We start from the raw sequence: 17785 nt of genomic DNA on the forward strand, positions 1-17785 counted from the left end.
CCAACATGGGAGGCGGGGCGAAAATTTGGTTGGTTGCGGCCAACCAAAGGAGCTCGGTTGAATGAGGTCGGTCAGTTGCTGGCTACGGCTTCCGGTTGCCAGCCGCCGCCCAGGGCCTTGTAGATCGCGACAATGCCGCGATACAGGTCCACTTCGGCCTGGGCCTGAGTGTCCTCGGCGGCCAGGCGCTCACGTTGGGCATCCAACAGGACGAGGAAATCCTCGGTGCCTTCGCGATAGCGGACTTCAGCCAGATCAGCGGCGGCTCGACTCGATTCGCTCTGCCGGATCAGCGAAATCAGGCGTTGCTGGCGCTTGCCGTAGTCGCTGAAGGCATTTTCCGATTCCTCCAGGGCCAGCAGCACTTGCTGTTCGTAGGTCGCCAAGGCGCCGTCCGCCTCAGCGTCGGCACCGCGCAGACGCGCCCGCACACTGCCCAAATCGAAGGCAGCCCAGGTGATGCTTGGCCCCAGCGCCCAGGCATTGGCCGCCGATGAGCCGATCTGCGAACCGCGTCCGGCGGTAAAGCCCAGGAAACCGCTGAGGCTGACCCGTGGGAACAGATCGGCCTTGGCCACGCCAATGCGCGCAGTGGCGGCAGCGAGTTGGCGCTCGGCGCTGAGAATGTCCGGGCGACGTTGCAACAGTTCACCCGGATCGCCAATCGGCAGGGCCTTGGCGATGGCCGGAAGCTGTTTGGGACTCAGGTCCACACTCAGTTTGTCCGGGCGCTCACCCAGCAAGGTAGCGATGCGGTTGCGCTGGCGTACCTGTTCGGCCTGCAACTGCGGCACGCTGGCTTCGACCGAGGCCAGGCGCGCATCGGCACGGACCACGTCGAGCTGATCGCCGACGCCGGCATCACGCAGGCTTTCGGTGATCTTGCGCGACGCCTGCTGGTTCTCGAGGTTTGCCAGGGCGATTTTTTCCCGCAGTTGGGCGCCGCGCAGTTGACCGTAGGCGTCCACCAGTTCGGCGATCATTGTCACCTGCAACTGGTAGAGATCGGCTTCGACCGCCTGCTGATCGGCATCGGTGGCTTCCAGGTTGCGCTGGATGCGTCCGAACAGATCCAGCTCCCAGGCCATGTCCAGGCCAAGGTCATAGCGTTCGGTGCTGACCCGGTCGGTGGTCTGCCCCGGAATCTGGCCTTTGCCCAGGTTGCTGCTGGCGCGGCTGGTGATGGTCGGCATGACGTCATTGCTGGCGTCGTCGCGTATCGCTCGGGCCGCTCGCAAACGGGCGAACGCCACGCGTAACTCGCGGTTGCCCTCCAGGGAACGGGTGACCAGCGCGTTGAGCGTCGGGTCTTCGAACTGCTGCCACCAGATCCCTTCGAAACGGGCACGGTCGAAATTCTTCTGGCCGGCGGCACCGTCGGTGGCGGTGGTGATGTTCGCCGCCTCCGTTTGCGGTGCCTTGTAGTCCGGGCCTACGGCGCAAGCACTCAAGGCCAGTACCAGCAGGCTCGGCACAAACACTTTCAAACTCATTGTTGCGCCTCCAGTTTCAACGCCCGGGCCGCTTTGCGGGCCTCGCTGCGCTCGACGAAGTTGCGGATCAGTACATAGAACACTGGCGTGAGCAGCAGACCGAAGAAGGTCACCCCGAGCATGCCCGAGAACACCGCGACACCCATGGCATGGCGCATTTCAGCACCTGCACCGCTGGAGAAGACCAACGGCACCACGCCCATGATGAACGCGAAGGAGGTCATCAGGATCGGCCGCAGACGCAGGCGGCAGGCCTCCAGCACCGCAGCCAGGGGGTTCATGCCCTCGAGCTGTTTATCCTTGGCGAACTCAACGATCAGAATGGCGTTCTTACAGGCAAGCCCCACCAGTACGATCAATCCGATCTGGGTAAAGATGTTGTTGTCGCCGCCGGAAAGAATTACCCCGGTAATGGCCGACAGCAGGGTCATCGGTACGATCAGGATCACCGCCAGCGGCAAGCTCCAGCTTTCGTACTGTGCCGCCAGCACCAGGAACGCCAGCAGGACACAGAGCGGGAACACGAACAGCGCGGTATTGCCCGAGAGAATCTGCTGGTACGTCAGGTCGGTCCACTCGTAAGTCATGCCGTTGGGCAATTCGTCCTTGAGCAGTTTCTCGATGGCTTTTTCAGCCTGGCCGGAACTGTAGCCCGGGGCAGCGGCACCGTTGATTTCCGCAGTGATGAAGCCGTTGTAGTGCATTACGCGGTCAGGTCCCGAGGTGTCGCTGACCTTGATGAAGGTCGCCAGCGGGATCATCTCGCCACGGTTGTTGCGCACCTTGAGCTGGCCAATCTGGTCCGACTCCAGGCGGAACTGTTGCTCGGCCTGAACGTTGACCTGATAGGTGCGGCCAAAGCGGTTGAAGTCGTTGGCATACAGCGAGCCCAGGTAGATCTGCAGGGTGTCGAAGATGTCACTGACGGCCACGCCGTGGGTCTTGGCTTTTTCACGATCGATGGCGGCATCGACCTGCGGCACGTTCACCGTGTAGCTGGTGAACAGCCCGGCCAGTTCCGGCACGTTGTGGCTCTTGGTGATGATGTTCATGGTTTCTTTGTACAGCTCGTCGTAGCCCAGGTTGCCCCGGTCTTCGATTTGCAGACGGAAACCACCGATCGTGCCCAGGCCCTGTACCGGCGGCGGCGGGAAGATCGCCATGTAGGCTTCCTGGATTTCCGAGTACTGGCCGTTCAAGGCCCCGGCAATGGCCCCGGCAGACATGCTGGGGTCCTTGCGCTCGTCGAAGGGCTTGAGGGTGACGAACACGATGCCGGCGTTCGGACTATTGGTGAAGCCGTTGATCGACAGGCCAGGGAAGGCCACGGCGCTTTCGACGCCCGGCTGCTTGAGGGCCATGTCCGACATACGCTTGATCACGTCTTCGGTGCGGTCCAGGCTCGCGGCATCCGGCAGTTGGGCAAAGGCCACCAGGTATTGCTTGTCCTGGCCGGGTACGAAACCGGTCGGGGTGTTGGAGAACCCGAAGAACGTCAGCACCATCAGGCCTGCGTACACCAGCAGGGCGATGCCGCTGCTGCGGATCACGCGGCCAACTGTGCCCACGTAGCTGTGACTGGCACGGTCGAAGAAGCGGTTGAACGGACGGAACAGCCAGCCACCGAATATCTTGTCCAGGAACCTGGAAAAACGGTCCTTGGGCGCGTCATGACTCTTGAGCAGCACTGCGGCCAGGGCTGGCGACAGGGTCAGGGAGTTGAATGCCGAGATCACCGTGGAAATGGCAATGGTCAAAGCAAACTGCTTATAGAACTGCCCGGTCAAGCCACTGATGAACGCCGCCGGTACGAATACCGCGCACAACACCAGGGCGGTAGCGATGATCGGGCCGGTCACTTCGCCCATGGCGCGTTTGGTGGCTTCCACCGGAGTCAGTCCCAAGCCGATGTTGCGTTCGACGTTCTCCACCACCACGATGGCGTCGTCCACCACGATACCGATCGCCAGTACCAGCCCGAACAGCGAGAGCGCGTTCAGCGAGAAGCCGAACAGATGCATCACGGCAAACGTACCGATAAGCGACACCGGCACGGCCACCAGCGGAATGATCGAGGCGCGCCAGGTCTGCAGGAACAGGATCACCACCAGTACCACGAGGATCAGCGCTTCGAAGAGGGTGTGAACCACCGCCTCGATGGAGCCGCGCACGAAGATCGTCGGGTCATAGACGATGCTGTAATCCATTCCCGCCGGGAAGTTCTGCTTGAGTTCGTCCATCTTGGCGCGAACATCGTTGGAAATCTGGATGGCGTTGGAGCCGGGGCGCTGGAAGATCGGGATCGCCACCGCCGGCTGGTTGTCGAGCAATGAGCGCAGGGCGTATTGACTGGAGCCCAACTCCACTCGTGCGATGTCTTTGAGGCGGGTAATTTCACCGTCCTCGCCGGAACGGATAATGATGTTTTCGAACTCTTCCTCATTCACCAGGCGCCCCTGGGTGTTGATCGAGAGCTGGAATGCCTGGGCATTGGGTGCCGGAGGCGCGCCCAGGGCACCGGCGGCGACCTGACGGTTCTGTTCGCGGATGGCGGTGACCACGTCGGTGGCGGTCAGGTTACGCGAAGCAGTCTTGTTCGGGTCAAGCCAGACCCGCAGGGAATAGTCCCCCATGCCGAATAGCTGCACATCACCCACACCGCCCAGGCGCGCCAGCTCATCCTTGATGTTGAGCAGGGCATAGTTGGACAGGTAAAGCATGTCGTAGCGCTGGTCCGGCGAGGTCAAGTGCACAACCATGGTCAGGTCGGGCGATGCCTTGTCCACCGTGATGCCGATCCGGGTGACTTCTTCCGGCAACTTGGGTTCAGTCCGCGTGACGCGGTTCTGCACCTGCACCTGGGCGTTGTCCAGGTCGGTGCCCAGCGCGAAGGTGATGGTGAGGGTGATCTTGCCATCTGCGGTGGATTGCGAGGACATGTACAGCATGTTCTCGACGCCGGTGATGGCTTGCTCCAGGGGAGCGGCTACGGTTTCGCCGATGACCTTGGGGTTGGCGCCCGGGAAGTTGGCGCGCACGACCACGGTCGGCGGCACGACTTCCGGGTATTCGCTGATCGGCAACTGGAACAGTGAGATGGCGCCGGCGATCAGGATCAGCAGCGAAAGCACCGCTGCGAAGATCGGCCGCGAAATGAAGAACTGGGAAAATTTCATCTTGAGTTCAGTCCCTTAACCGCGTGGGGTCGCTGCGGCCAGTTTGCCTGCCGATCCGGAAGCAGCCTTGGCAGGCGCGACTTGGGGCAGGTTGCTGGCTTCGAGCGCTTTTCGTTGTTGTGCCAGGGCGGCAATGGTTTCTTCGCTGGCCATCGGCACGGTTTCAGGCGTGACTGGTGTACCGGGGCGAGCGCGTTGCAGGCCCTTGACGATGATGGTGTCGTCCTTGCTCAAGCCGTTGCGCACGATGCGCAGGCCTTCGATCTTCGGTCCCAGCTCGACAGCGCGGTAGGCCGGCTTATTGTCGGCGTCCATCACCAGCACGAATTTCTTGCCAAGGTCGGTGCCGACGGCTTCGTCGTTGATCAGCACGGCCGAGTAAGTGCCGCTGCCCACCAGTTTCAGCCGGGCATACAGCCCAGGGGTGTAGGCGCCATCCTTGTTGTCGAACACCGCGCGACCACGAATGGTACCGGTCTGTGGATTGACCTGGTTGTCGATGAAATTCATATGGCCCAGGTGCGGATTACCTTCCTCGTTGGACAGGCCCATGTAGACCGGAGTGGCCTGACCACGCTGGCCTTCGCGGGCGAGGCGGGTGTACTTGAGGAAGACGCGCTCGTCGGCATCGAAGTAGGCGTAGACCTTGTCGGTGGACACCACGCTGGTGAGCGGCGTGACATCGGCGGTCACCAGGTTGCCGGCGGTGATGTCCGCCCGGCTGACGCGACCGCTGATAGGCGAAGTGACCCGGGTGAAGCTCAGGTTCAGTTTGGCCAGGTCCAGTTGTGCCTGGATCGCCGCAGCGGCAGCGCGGGCTTCCTGGGCAGCACTGGTACGCGAATCTGCCAGCTCGGCGGAAATGGCATTGCTCAAGCGCAGGCGCTCGCCACGCTTGGCTTCGTTCTCGCTACGGGTAGCCGTCGCTCGGGCCTGGGACAACTGGGCTTCGAGGCGACGCACTTCAGCCTGGAAGGGACGCGGATCGATCTGGAACAACAGGTCGCCTTTCTTGACCAGAGCGCCTTCGGTGAACGCTACGTTATCGATCTGTCCTGAAACGCGGGGTCGGATCTCAACGGTTTCAGGTGCCTCGAGGCGCCCGGTGAATTCGTCCCACTCGTTGACCGGCTGCTCCAGCACCTTGGCCACACTGACTTTGGCCGCCGGCATGGAAGCCGCCGTATCTGGGGTCTTGCCGCATGCACTCATCACCAGCACCGCCATCAGTGCCAGGGGAAAGCGCAATTTTGAAAGTGAATATTCCATGGATAGCATCCGCCAAGAGTATTGAGATGGGCGGATGATGCGTGGGGAGGCGGTGAGGCACGAATCGAATGAAGCAAAGGTAACTATCATTCGGAATGATATAAGACATCGCCCAGCGCTCTAGCTGAGGGCTTTCGTTAGGCGGCTATCAATTGCGTTGATGTCCCTTCAGGTTGCCAGATGCACCGAATTACCTGCGTGAAGAACGCTACTGCGGCAGATAGCGGTCATGGATGCGCTGGATTTCGCCGCTGGCGCGAAGGCTTTCAACGGCCGCCCGCAGCTTCTTGACCATTTTCGGGGAGCACCGTTTGGAGCAGGCCAGATAGAGATCGGCACTGCTATTGACCGGGCTCATGAGCAGTTCGCGCTTGGACACCTTGGGCCAGATATACCGACTCTCAGGGACGCCGTTGAACCAAGCGTCGATACGTCCCATCAAGAGCATCTGGGCGGGGTTGTCGCCAATGACCAGCGGGTAGATCTGCTCATCGCTGAACCCTTCGGTGCGCAGGATCTCCTGCTGCGCACTTCCCAGGCCGACGCCGATCTTGCGGTAGGTTTGCCGGGCTTCGGCGAAACTGCTCACTTGCCGGTCGAGGGTGAAGAAGGCGCGTTCCATGGGCATGACCGACGCGATCCAGGTAAAGCGATCCTCGCGTTCCGGCGTGCGCGACAGGGGCGCGATCAGGTGATTGCGCTGTTCGCTGACGTGTTTCTGTGAGCGGGCCCAAGGAAGGATATGGAACTGCACGGTATACCCGGCCTTGGTCATGGCCGCTACGGCAACATCGCCGACAATTCCGTGCCCCTTGGGGTCATCGACAAACGTCAACGGCGGCGCGTCCAGAATGTGCAGTTCAATCGTCAAAGGTGCGGCGTAGGCGCTACAGACAATCAGCGTCGGCAGCACCAGGCATAGGCGCGAGAGTGCTTTGGTACGGCCTTCCAATACGCGTTTGATCCGGCTCATGATCGATACTTCAGGCATTGAAAGTGATGCGCCATTCCAAACCCACGGCGCCAGAAACATCATCCTGCGATGTTCACCACGGCTTTTTTATTATTGCCTATCAACGCTGTCGGCCTGACTGCGTGTATCTGAAGGTATAGATCATTCGGTCGACAAAAGCTTTTTTACTCAGAACCGGTACTGGCTTGTTCGGCAATCAGTTGAGCCAAAGTCCGCACCGGTTCGGTGAGGCTTTGTCCCGACCGATGCACCAGTCCGATATCCCGATGGAAGGTGTGCTGACCAAGGTCCAGGGCTCTGACACCCGCCGGCCAGTCATGGGCCGATGTTTGCGGGACCAATGCCACTCCCACACCGTTTTCAACCAGCTTGATGATGGCCTCCAGCTCATCCAGTTCACACACCTCGCGCACGGTGAAATGCATTTGCCGCAGGAAACGATCCACCTGCCGGCCACCGAATGAAGCACGGTCATATCGAATGAATGGAAGGCTGGAAAGGAGTGTCGCCCAATCTTCCCCCGGCACTTCGCGGGCAACGATCAATCGATACGGCTCAAGTGTCAGGGTCGTCCAGCGCAGGTCGCTCTGAAGCGAGAAGGGCGGACGGATGATGGCCGCCATGTCGATTTCGCCAGCGTCCACCAGATTGACCAGCTCCATCGACAGCCCCGGCAGCACCCGAGTACGGCACTGAGGGCATTGCTGATGGAACCTGGCCAAAGCGTCCGGCAAATAGGAACGCTGAACGGACGCAATGGCGCCGATGTTCACCAGGACATTGGTCGCAAGTTCGGCGGTGCCACAGCCCAGATTGTCGTAGAGGCGCAGCAACTCTTGTGCCTGCAAGAGCACTTGGTGCCCCTTGCGGTTGAGGTGCGCCGAGCGTCCTTTCCTGTCGAATATTTCGAAGCCAAGCTGCGCCTCCAGACGCTGGATTTGCGCGCTCACGGCGGCCTGTGTGAGGCCGATCCTGTTCCCGGCCGCAGCGAAAGTGCCTTCCCGTGCGACGGCGAGGAGCGTCTTGAGTTCTTTAATCATTCACAAATATTAATTGTGTTTCTAAGCAATATATATTGATTTTTCCGCCTGTAGCGCCGCTCTACGATGGCCTCACCCAAAAAGCACAAAAAAGGAGTCCTGATGAACCTCTCTCCCTTCCACTTGGCAATCCCGGTTTACGACCTCGCTGGCGCACGCACCTTTTATGGTGAAGTGTTTGGACTGCAAGAGGGGCGCTCCAGCGCCCACTGGGTCGATTTCAACTTTTACGGCCACCAGTTGGTGATCCATGAGCAGCCAAAAACCGCGGCCCAGGAAAGCGTTCACAGCAACCCGGTGGACGGCCATGACGTACCTGTTCCTCATTTCGGCATCATTTTGGGCTGGGAGGAATGGGAAGCACTGGCCGAACGCTTGAAATCCTTCGGTACCCAGTTTGTGATTGAACCCTACATTCGCTTCAAGGGGCAGGTGGGTGAGCAGGCGACGATGTTCCTGTTCGACCCTTGCGGTAACGCGCTTGAATTCAAGGCGTTCAAGGATATGAGCCAGTTGTTCGCAAAGTAGTCCAGCCAGAGGTGGGCAGGCGCAGAGGTGGGGCGACAAAGATGTAAGAACAGGCGATGGCGATCCTTTGAGGGTACCCTTCAGAACCGCACACACATGCCGATACAGCGCGCGTAGATCCTGATTGCGCAAGCGCTTCAGAGGGGGTCGCCCCCAATACTCAAGGCGTATGTGCGCCTGTACCCACTAGGTTTTCGCAGGTCTGCCCATCAGCGGGCCTCAGGTAAGAATCATGTCAGCCCACCCCAGGACCGAGCTGGAAGGTGCCCTTGCCCTATGCAAAGGCAGTTTTCTTTGCGTCGGTTTTTTCAGTTTTTTCGTCAATTTGCTGATGCTGGTTCCATCGTTCTACATGTTGCAGGTGTATGACCGTGCAGTAGGAAGCGCCAGCCAGTCGACTTTATTGATGCTCACGCTGATCATGTTGCTGTTGATGATCACGATGGGCGGCCTGGAGTGGGTTCGTTCGCGGATTATGGTACGAATCAGTACTCGCCTGGACACGCTGCTGGGCCAGCGTCTGTTCGACGCCAGTTTCAAGCGGGCACTCAACACCAACGGCATGAATGCCACCGCCCAGCCGTTGAGCGACCTGAACGCCTTGCGCCAGTTTCTGACCGGTAACGGCTTGTTTGCCTTTTTCGATGCTCCGTGGATTCCGATCTACCTGGCGGTGATGTTCATTTTTCATCCCTGGTACGGGTGGATGGGGGTCGTGAGTGCGGTGATGCTAGGGGCGTTGGCTTTCATCAACGAGAAGCTCACTCATGCACCGTTGCAGGCGGCCAACCGCGAGCAGATCGCGGCTACCACCTTCACTAACAAGAGCCTGCGCAATGCCGAAGTGGTCGAATCCATGGGCATGCTTGCAAGTCTGCGTCAGCACTGGAACGGGCAAATCCATAAGGTCCTGACCTTGCAAAGCCTGGCCAGCGACCGCGCCGCGACCATGATGGCGATGTCCAGGACGTTCCGCCAGATTGTTCAGTCGCTGATGTTGGGCCTGGGCGCCTACTTGACGATCAATCATGAGATTTCGCCCGGACTGATGATAGCCGGGTCCATTTTACTGGGGCGCGCCCTGGCGCCTATCGATCAGTTGATCGGCGTCTGGAAAGGCTTTCTTGGCGCACGCTCGCAATATGCCCGATTACACGAGTTGCTGGTCAAGATCGCCGCCGAGCCTGAGCGCATGTCGTTGCCCGCACCTGAAGGGGCGATTCGCGTCGAGGGGCTTTCAGTGGGGTCCCCGGACAATCGCAAGCCGATTATTCGCGGCGTGGACTTCCAGGTGGCCGCTGGTGAAGTGGTGGGGATCATTGGTCCCAGCGGCGCAGGAAAGTCGACCCTGGCCAGGGCGTTGCTGGGGATCTGGCCAAACCTGGCCGGAACCGTGCGCCTGGACGGTGCAGACATCAGCCAATGGCGTCGGGACGAACTGGGCCAGTACATCGGCTATTTGCCCCAGGACATAGAACTGTTCGAGGGCAGCATCAGCCAGAATATCTCACGCTTCGGCCCGGTGAATGCGCCTGCAGTGGTCGCCGCCGCGCGCATGGCCGGTGTACATGACCTGGTGCTGCAACTGCCCGATGGCTACGACACCTTGATTGGCGCCAATGGCGGTGGACTCTCTGGCGGCCAGCGGCAACGCATCGGGCTGGCCCGCGCCTTGTACGGCGAGCCGCGTCTGGTGGTACTTGACGAGCCGAACTCCAATCTGGATGACGCTGGAGAAAAAATGCTCGCCGAAGCGCTGCAGAAACTGCGGCAGAATCGGGCCACGGTGTTTGTCATTACCCATCGTTCCGGGGTGTTGGCGCAGGTGGACAAACTGCTGGTTCTCAATCACGGCGAGCTGAGTCTGTTCGGGCCGCGCGACAAGGTCCTGGCACGGCTACAGGGCGCGACGCCGACGGCCCACCAGGCTGCCGCGGTTGAATCGTAGGGACGGATGAACAACGTTATGCAAGACACTAAGCACTCATCCGTCGATATGTCCGGGCTGCCAATCGATGACAAACCAGTACGGCGCATCGGCTACTTGATGCTGCTGGTCACCTTTGGCCTGTTTGGCGGCTGGGCTACCCTGGCTCCGCTCGACAGTGCTGCGCTCGCGCCGGGTGTGGTAACCGTCAAGAGCTATCGCAAGACCGTACAACATCTTGAGGGCGGCATTGTGCGCGAACTGCGCGTGCATGACGGTGACCTGGTGAAAGCCGGCGATGTGTTGTTGGTACTCGACAACACCCAGGCGCGTTCGGAAATGGAAGCCATGCGTAGCCAGTTGATCGCCGCGCTCGAACTCCAGGCCCGATTGGTGGCTGAACGTGATGCGCTGCCCGAGCCACCGCTCGTGCCTACGCTGGATCCCAATGATCCCCGAGTGCGCGAGGCTCGCGACAGTGAAGGGCGGATCTTCCAGACCCGACGGACCTCGTTGCTGGGCGAAATCGGCTTGCTGGAGAAGTCCATCGGACAAATCGAAGAACAGATCCGCGGATTCAAGGCCGTCATCGCCAGCAAACAGATGCTCGCCGTTTCCTATGAAGAAGAGATTGTCGACTTGCGTGCATTGCTCGCCGAAGGCTACGTGGACAAGCAGCGTCTGCGCGAGCAAGAGCGAAGTCTTTCTCGGCTGCAGGCCGAAATTGCTGAAAGCCGCTCCGAAAGCGCGCGAGCGCGGGTTCATATCGACGAGGCGCGGTTGAAGATACTGCAACTGAAAAAGACTTTTGCCACCGAGGTCGCAGGTCTGCTGGGCGATGCGCAGACCAAGGTCTATGAATTGCGCGAGCGGCTGGCCACCCTGCAGGACCGCGACCAACGCACCGATATCCTCGCGCCCGAGTCGGGAATGGTCATGGGTATGACCGTACACACGCTGGGCGCAGTGGTCAGTCCAGGCACTGCGCTGTTGGACATCGTCCCGGCCAACGAAGAACTGATTGTTGAAGCACAGCTGTCACCGATGGACATCGACCGTGTCGCACTGGGCAAACTGGCGGACATTCGCTTCAGTGCGTTCAAGAGCAGCACCACGCCAGTCATCGAAGGGCAACTGGTGCAGATATCAGCTGATCGCCTGATCAACAAGGACACCGGTGCCGCTTATTACCTGGCACGCGTGGCCCTGACCGACAAGGGGCGTCAGGCCCTGGGCGATCTCACTCTGGTACCGGGAATGCCGGTCGAAGTGCTGATTAATACGGGCGCGCGGACGCTGTTGCAGTATTTGATGCAGCCGGCCAGCAATGCGTTTGCCCGTTCGTTGATCGAGGATTGACATGAAGCTTCTGATCGCGATGAGTCTGGCCCTCGTGCCACTTGGCGCTCTCGCTGACGACAGCTCGGCGCTCCCTTACACAGATCTGTTGCAACTGCATCAGGAAGCCCAAGTGGCTGACCCGCGTATTTTACGGGCACAAGCGATGGTCCGTAGTGGTGAGGGCAGCGAGCGGGCGGCCTTTGGTCAACTGCTGCCACAGCTCAATGCCAGCGGCAGTGTTAACCGCAGTCGGCGCGACGACGATTTGAATCGTATCCAATACAACGGCAAACGCCTGGCGATGATGCTCAATCAGGTTATTTACGATCCGCAGGTCTGGCGCAGCTACCAAAAGTACATAGAGCTGGCCCGCCAGAGCGAGTACGAGTCCGATGACACTCAAGTGCAGGCCAGCATTGATTTGTCCGAGCGCTACTTCGCGGTTCTCGCGGCGGAGGACGAATTGGCCCTGGTACGCAGCGAGCTGGACGCGACCGAGCGCAACCTCAAACGGACCCACGCGCTGTATGCACGCAAAATGGCGATGGTGACTGATGTACTTGACCTTGAGGCGCGTGTGGATGCGCTCAGGGCGGATGAGATCGAAGCCAGCAATGAGGTCGAGGTGAGTCGTCAAGCCATGTCCGAACTGGTGGGGCGTGATATCCGTGAGCCGCTCAAACGCATGGCTGGCAATCCAGCCTTCAGTTTACCTGCGCAAGCGCAGGACCATTGGGTGCAGACGGCACTGGACAGTAACCCGGCACTGCTTGCCCGCGAGCACAGTATCCGCGCCGCCGAGGCCGCTATCGGTGAAGCCAGGGCGGGACATCTGCCACGGTTGGGGCTGAACTTGACCGCGCAACGCAGTGATATCGGCTATGAAGGCGCGTTGGCGCCTCGTTCGGACAATCTCGTCGCCTCTCTGGACTTGCAGGTGCCGCTCTATAGCGGCGGCTCCACCCGTGCCCGAGTATCAAGCTCCGAAAACGATAAGGAAGTCGCCGAGCAAGAGCTGGAAGCCTTGCGGCGTCAGGTCATCACGCAAACCCGAACGGCCTATCTTGGCGTGACAACCGGGCTCAGCCGAATCAAGGCAACACAACGCGCCTTGGAATCCGCCGAAAAATCACGGATAGGCACCGAGAAGGCCTTCGGATACGGCGTCAAGAATGCCGTCGATGTGCTGGACAGTATCAAGGAAGAGTTTCGCGCACGGCGCGACTTCAATCAGTCCCAATACAAGTTCGTGACCAGTTTGCTGGTGCTGCATCGCTGGAGCGGCAGATTGGGGGAGGAGGATATCCGCAGGGTCAACGAATGGCTCGTTGCACCGTCATCTCACTGAAGACAAAAATAGTGGCAAGATGATGTTAAATCCACTCATTCTAATGCAAAATATCCCTCTGTAATGGCCGCACCCAGGAAAGGCCACAGACTGCCCAAGGAAGCTTCACATGCCCCATCCCGTTGGTTACTCGTTTGTTTCGTCCGCAAAGCTGACCGGCAATGCGCAGGTCAATAGCTTGCTTTATGGCACCTATTGGATGGGCAACTCGTGGAGCACCGGCACGTTTACCACGCCCCTGACGTATAGCTTCGTCACGGCGGACTCACGTTTCGCCATCAATTACAGCAGTGATAGTGAATATGAGTCCATCTATCTCCTGACGTCAGCGCAGCAAAACGCCATCGTCAGCGCGCTCGGCACCTGGAGTTCGGTCGCCAACCTCAAATTCACACGGGTCAGCGAGTCCTCCACCAACGTCGGTGATCTGCGCTTCGGCGGCTATCTGGATATGGACGAAGACACCGCTGCCTGGGGCTATTTTCCCGCTCACACACCCAGTGCCGGTGATGTCTGGATCGGGCCAGTGACGAACGACCCGACTCCGGTCAAAGGTACGTACGACTATCTGACTTTTATGCATGAGATCGGCCATGCTCTGGGCCTCAAGCACCCGTTCTCGCAAAGCCTGTCAAACCCCACGGTACTGGCGCCTCAGTTCGATGATGTCCGCTATACCATCATGAGTTACGACAGTGCTTATTCCTATGAGCCAACCACGCCCATGCTGCTGGACATTGCCGCCATCCAGAGTCTCTATGGGGCCAACACTCAGTGGCAGACCGGCAACAACACATACAGTTGGGCGGCAGACCAATCGGTTTTCGAAACGATTTGGGACGCAGGCGGCAATGACACTATCGATGCCACCAATCAGCTCGCAGCGGTGCGCATCAATCTGAATGAAGGCCAGTTCAGCAAAATAGGGCAAGCGTTCATCGACCTAGACACCCAGGCGGCGTTCAACGACGGGCTGGCGATCGCCTATGGCGCAAAAATTGAAAACGCAGTCGGCTCGGCCAATGACGACACGCTCATTGGTAACGCACTAAACAACCTGCTGAATGGCCGTGCCGGCAAGGACTTGATGATCGGCGGGGCGGGTAACGATACTTACGTCGTCGACAACAGCGGTGACGTGGTTCAGGAAAGCAGTGCCCTCAATAGCGGAATCGACAGCGTTGTTTCATCAATCAACTACATTCTTGGCAGCAACCTTGAGAACCTGACACTGAGCGGCACCGGCAACCTCGACGGTACCGGCAACGCGCTGAACAACCGCATCACCGGTAACGCTGGCGCCAACACCCTTTCAGGAGGGGCGGGCAGCGACACCCTGGATGGTGGCAGTGGTATCGACACGCTGATCGGTGGCACTGGCAACGACACCTACGTGGTCGATAACATCAGTGACCTGATCAGCGAAACCAGCACCCTGGTCAGCGAAGTGGATACGGTGCGTTCCTCGGTGAACTGGACCCTGGGCAGCAATCTGGAAAACCTCACGCTGATCGGGTCAGCCTCACTCAATGGCACCGGCAACACGCTGGGCAACGTACTGGTCGGTAACGCCGGCAGCAACCTGCTGAACGGCGGCGGGGGGATCGACACGCTGATCGGTGGTACCGGCAATGACACCTACGTGGTCGACAACCTCAGGGACATTGTTCGTGAGACCAGCACCCTGGCCAGTGAAATCGATACGGTGCGCTCCTCGGTGAGCTGGACCCTGGGCGCTAATCTGGAAAACCTTGCCCTGACCGGCGCTGCTCACCTCAGCGGCACCGGTAATGCCCTGCGTAACGTCCTGACGGGTAATGCGGGCAATAACGTGCTCAACGCAGGAGCAGGCAACGACACACTGGACGGTGGCAGTGGTATCGACACGCTGATCGGCGGCACCGGCAATGACACCTACGTGGTCGACAACCTCAGGGACATCGTTCGTGAGACCAGCACCCTGGCCCGTGAAATCGATACGGTGCGCTCCTCGGTGAGCTGGTCTCTGGGGGCCAATCTGGAAAACCTCGCCCTGATAGGCACTGCCCACCTCAGTGGCTCCGGCAACGCCCTGAACAACGTGCTGATGGGCAACGTCGGCAACAATCTGCTGAACGGTGGCACTGGTATCGACACGCTGATCGGCGGCACCGGCAACGACACCTACGTGGTCGACAACCTCAGGGATGTCGTCCGCGAAACCAGCACGCTAGCCAGTGAAATCGATACCGTGCGCTCCTCGGTGAGCTGGACCCTGGGCGCCAATCTGGAAAACCTCGCCCTGATAGGCACTGCTCACCTCAGTGGCACCGGCAATGCCCTGCGCAATGTGCTGATCGGCAATGCAGGCAACAATGTGCTGAACGGTGGCGCAGGAAACGACACACTGGACGGTGGCAGGGGCATCGACACGCTGATCGGTGGCACCGGCAACGACACCTACGTGGTCGACAACCTCAGGGATGTCGTCCGCGAAACCAGCACCCTGGCCAGCGAAATCGATACCGTACGCTCCTCGGTGAGCTGGTCCCTGGGTGCCAACCTGGAAAACCTCACCCTGATCGGCAGTACCCACCTCAATGGCACCGGCAACACATTGGGTAACGTGCTGATTGGCAACGTCGGCAACAATGTGCTGAACGGTGGAGCAGGTAACGACACCCTGGACGGTGGCAGTGGTATCGACACGCTGATCGGTGGCACGGGCAAGGACACTTACGTGGTCGACAACCTCAGGGACATCGTCCGCGAAACCAGCACAACGGTTAGCGAGATTGATACCGTGCGCTCCTCGGTGAGCTGGTCCCTGGGTGCCAACCTGGAAAACCTCACCCTGATCGGCAGCACCCACCTCAATGGCAACGGCAACACATTGGGTAACGTGCTGATTGGCAACGTTGGCAACAATGTGCTGAACGGCGGAGCAGGTAACGACACCCTGGACGGTGGCAGCGGTATCGACACGCTGATCGGCGGCACCGGCAATGACACTTATGTGGTCGACAACCTCAGGGACATCGTCATCGAAACCAGCACCACGGTTAGCGAGATCGATACCGTGCGCTCCTCGGTGAGTTGGAGCCTGGGTGCTAACCTGGAAAACCTCACCCTGGTCGGCAGCACCCACCTCAATGGTACCGGCAACGCCCTGGGCAACGTGCTGAACGGCAACACCGGCAACAACGTGCTGAACGGTGGAGCTGGCAACGATAAACTCAACGGCGGCGCAGGCGATGACACGCTGATCGGCGGCATTGGCAGTGACACGCTCACTGGCGGCACTGGAGCCGATCGATTTGTTTTCAGTGCGTTGGATGAACTGGGTAAGGGAAGCGCTCGCGACGTCATTACCGACTTCAGCAGCATTCTGGGCGATAAGATTGACCTATCGAAACTGGCTGCCGATTTCCTGACCATGCCAATCAACGGGTTCAGCTTCATCGACTCGAACGACTTCACGAGCGCGGGGCAATTGCGCTTCGTCGATCAGGTGCTTTACGGCAACATCAACGACAATCTGGATGCGGATTTCGAAATCCAGCTACTGGGCGTCAATACCTTCAGTGCCAACGATCTGATTGCTTGATAAAGCAGTGTCCGGACGCTTTGAGACAGCTCAGAGCGTGCCCAATACAGACTCGGCTTACAGCGACGCCCTGACTACCAATGGGCAATCTACCGGCTGGGCGCCCGACACCTCGAGGTTCTCGATCAGGTGCCGGGCAGCCCTGCGACCGATCTCGTAGTACGGCAGTTGGACCGTGGTCAGTGGCGGAATGAACAGCTCGGCGATGCCGATCATGTTGTCATAGCCGAGCACCGCAACATCGCTGGGAATCTTCAGGCCACGGCCCAACAACAACTGATAGGCACAGAAGGCGATACGGTCGTTGCCGCAGATCAGAATGTCGAACTGCGGTCGCCCCTCGATGATGTGCCGGTCGAGAATGGCTGCGGTTTCACCGTAGGCATCGTGATCGGAAAGGTCGTATTGCAGAAGTGCTTCCGGCGCCAGCCCAAAGGCCTGGCAGGCACGTTGCAACCCTTCTTGTCGCAGGCTCCAGGCAAGGCTCTGTTTTGGCAGATTGATACACAGAGGGCGCCGATAGCCTTGGCTCAAGGCGTGATGCACCGCTCGATGCTGCCCCGTTTCATCGTCGGGCACATAGCTGACCAGGCGAGTGTCATCGGCCAGGCAATTGGCGAGTACCAGGGGTTTGCTTTTCAGGCGCTCGGGGATGCTCACCTGGCGCAATCCCATGGCACTGAAGATCAACCCGTCGGGACGGTGCGACATCATCAGGTCGATGTTCTGCTCGGTGGGCGGGTTGCTCAACAGGTTGAGGATAAACACATTCCAACCGGCTTGCTGCGCGGTCTGCTCGATGGACAGCAGCAGCTCGACTGCGAAAGGTGTGGTCGCGGTATCCAGTGCGAACACACCGATGGTTCGCGCCTGGAGATTGTCCCCGCGCATCCTGCGCGCCGAAAGGCTCGGTACGAATTGCAGTTCGTCAATGGCGCGACGCACCCGCTGAAGGGTTTCGGGGCTCAGTTTTTCCGGATTGTTGAGCGCTCGAGAAACCGTCATCAGGGACACGCCGGCCAGCTGTGCAACGTCTTTCACTGAAGTCATGCGAGGTGCGGCCAGTCAGGTTGACGCCGAATCATGACACAGGCTCCGGGCTTG

At 59.6% G+C, this 17785-nt stretch carries 11 protein-coding genes; 5 read left to right on the forward strand and 6 right to left on the reverse strand.

Annotated elements, in window-relative coordinates; all coding sequences use genetic code 11:
- Positions 1-71: 71 nt before the first annotated feature.
- The 5 genes from HQ912_RS14625 to HQ912_RS14645 form a co-directional block, all read right to left on the reverse strand.
- Positions 72-1493 carry an efflux transporter outer membrane subunit gene (locus tag HQ912_RS14625; protein ID WP_047229098.1) on the reverse strand — a complete coding sequence of 474 codons (1422 nt, stop codon included), beginning with the start codon at positions 1491-1493 and terminating at the stop codon, positions 72-74.
- Positions 1490-4669 carry an efflux RND transporter permease subunit gene (locus tag HQ912_RS14630; protein ID WP_047229097.1) on the reverse strand — a complete coding sequence of 1060 codons (3180 nt, stop codon included), beginning with the start codon at positions 4667-4669 and terminating at the stop codon, positions 1490-1492. The genes HQ912_RS14625 and HQ912_RS14630 overlap by 4 nt, the downstream gene beginning before the upstream one ends.
- Before the next feature lie 15 nt (positions 4670-4684).
- A complete protein-coding gene (gene mexE / locus HQ912_RS14635; RefSeq protein ID WP_076384609.1) occupies positions 4685-5938 on the reverse strand; it encodes a multidrug efflux RND transporter periplasmic adaptor subunit MexE in 1254 nt (417 codons plus the stop codon).
- A gap of 208 nt (positions 5939-6146) precedes the next feature.
- A complete protein-coding gene (locus HQ912_RS14640; RefSeq protein ID WP_107323274.1) occupies positions 6147-6911 on the reverse strand; it encodes a substrate-binding periplasmic protein in 765 nt (254 codons plus the stop codon).
- Between the two features lie 164 nt (positions 6912-7075).
- Positions 7076-7951, reverse strand: coding sequence for a LysR family transcriptional regulator (locus HQ912_RS14645; RefSeq protein ID WP_047229095.1), 876 nt, complete (start codon positions 7949-7951; stop codon positions 7076-7078).
- Between the two features lie 102 nt (positions 7952-8053).
- Here HQ912_RS14645 and HQ912_RS14650 point away from each other — a divergent pair, with 102 nt between their 5' ends.
- From HQ912_RS14650 to HQ912_RS14670, 5 genes are all read left to right on the forward strand, one after another.
- A complete protein-coding gene (locus tag HQ912_RS14650) occupies positions 8054-8479 on the forward strand; it encodes a VOC family protein (RefSeq protein WP_076384613.1) in 426 nt (141 codons plus the stop codon).
- 232 nt (positions 8480-8711) lie between these two features.
- A complete protein-coding gene (locus HQ912_RS14655) occupies positions 8712-10427 on the forward strand; it encodes a type I secretion system permease/ATPase (RefSeq protein WP_047229093.1) in 1716 nt (571 codons plus the stop codon).
- Between the two features lie 18 nt (positions 10428-10445).
- Positions 10446-11765 carry an HlyD family type I secretion periplasmic adaptor subunit gene (locus tag HQ912_RS14660; RefSeq protein WP_076384617.1) on the forward strand — a complete coding sequence of 440 codons (1320 nt, stop codon included), beginning with the start codon at positions 10446-10448 and terminating at the stop codon, positions 11763-11765.
- Position 11766: 1 nt separating this feature from the next.
- Positions 11767-13095, forward strand: a complete 1329-nt coding sequence (locus HQ912_RS14665; protein ID WP_047229091.1) for a TolC family outer membrane protein — start codon at positions 11767-11769, stop codon at positions 13093-13095.
- A gap of 109 nt (positions 13096-13204) precedes the next feature.
- The gene (locus HQ912_RS14670) at positions 13205-16681 is read left to right on the forward strand and encodes a M10 family metallopeptidase C-terminal domain-containing protein (protein WP_107322462.1); all 3477 of its coding nucleotides are present in this window, start codon (positions 13205-13207) and stop codon (positions 16679-16681) included.
- A gap of 57 nt (positions 16682-16738) precedes the next feature.
- Here HQ912_RS14670 and HQ912_RS14675 read toward each other — a convergent pair whose 3' ends face one another.
- Positions 16739-17731, reverse strand: coding sequence for a LacI family DNA-binding transcriptional regulator (locus tag HQ912_RS14675; RefSeq protein ID WP_047226423.1), 993 nt, complete (start codon positions 17729-17731; stop codon positions 16739-16741).
- Between the last annotated feature and the right edge of the window lie 54 nt (positions 17732-17785).

This window comes from Pseudomonas sp. MPDS (genome assembly GCF_013283895.1).
GTDB lineage: Bacteria > Pseudomonadota > Gammaproteobacteria > Pseudomonadales > Pseudomonadaceae > Aquipseudomonas > Aquipseudomonas rhizophila.

Excerpts from the sequence above, each read along its gene's own strand:
- HQ912_RS14625 (WP_047229098.1), bottom strand. The coding sequence starts at position 1,493 with ATGAGTTTGAAAGTGTTTGTGCCGAGCCTGCTGGTACTGGCCTTGAGT.
- HQ912_RS14630 (WP_047229097.1), bottom strand. The coding sequence starts at position 4,669 with ATGAAATTTTCCCAGTTCTTCATTTCGCGGCCGATCTTCGCAGCGGTG.
- mexE (WP_076384609.1), bottom strand. The coding sequence starts at position 5,938 with ATGGAATATTCACTTTCAAAATTGCGCTTTCCCCTGGCACTGATGGCG.
- HQ912_RS14640 (WP_107323274.1), bottom strand. The coding sequence starts at position 6,911 with ATGAGCCGGATCAAACGCGTATTGGAAGGCCGTACCAAAGCACTCTCG.
- HQ912_RS14645 (WP_047229095.1), bottom strand. The coding sequence starts at position 7,951 with ATGATTAAAGAACTCAAGACGCTCCTCGCCGTCGCACGGGAAGGCACT.
- HQ912_RS14650 (WP_076384613.1), top strand. The coding sequence starts at position 8,054 with ATGAACCTCTCTCCCTTCCACTTGGCAATCCCGGTTTACGACCTCGCT.
- HQ912_RS14655 (WP_047229093.1), top strand. The coding sequence starts at position 8,712 with ATGTCAGCCCACCCCAGGACCGAGCTGGAAGGTGCCCTTGCCCTATGC.
- HQ912_RS14660 (WP_076384617.1), top strand. The coding sequence starts at position 10,446 with ATGCAAGACACTAAGCACTCATCCGTCGATATGTCCGGGCTGCCAATC.
- HQ912_RS14665 (WP_047229091.1), top strand. The coding sequence starts at position 11,767 with ATGAAGCTTCTGATCGCGATGAGTCTGGCCCTCGTGCCACTTGGCGCT.
- HQ912_RS14670 (WP_107322462.1), top strand. The coding sequence starts at position 13,205 with ATGCCCCATCCCGTTGGTTACTCGTTTGTTTCGTCCGCAAAGCTGACC.
- HQ912_RS14675 (WP_047226423.1), bottom strand. The coding sequence starts at position 17,731 with ATGACTTCAGTGAAAGACGTTGCACAGCTGGCCGGCGTGTCCCTGATG.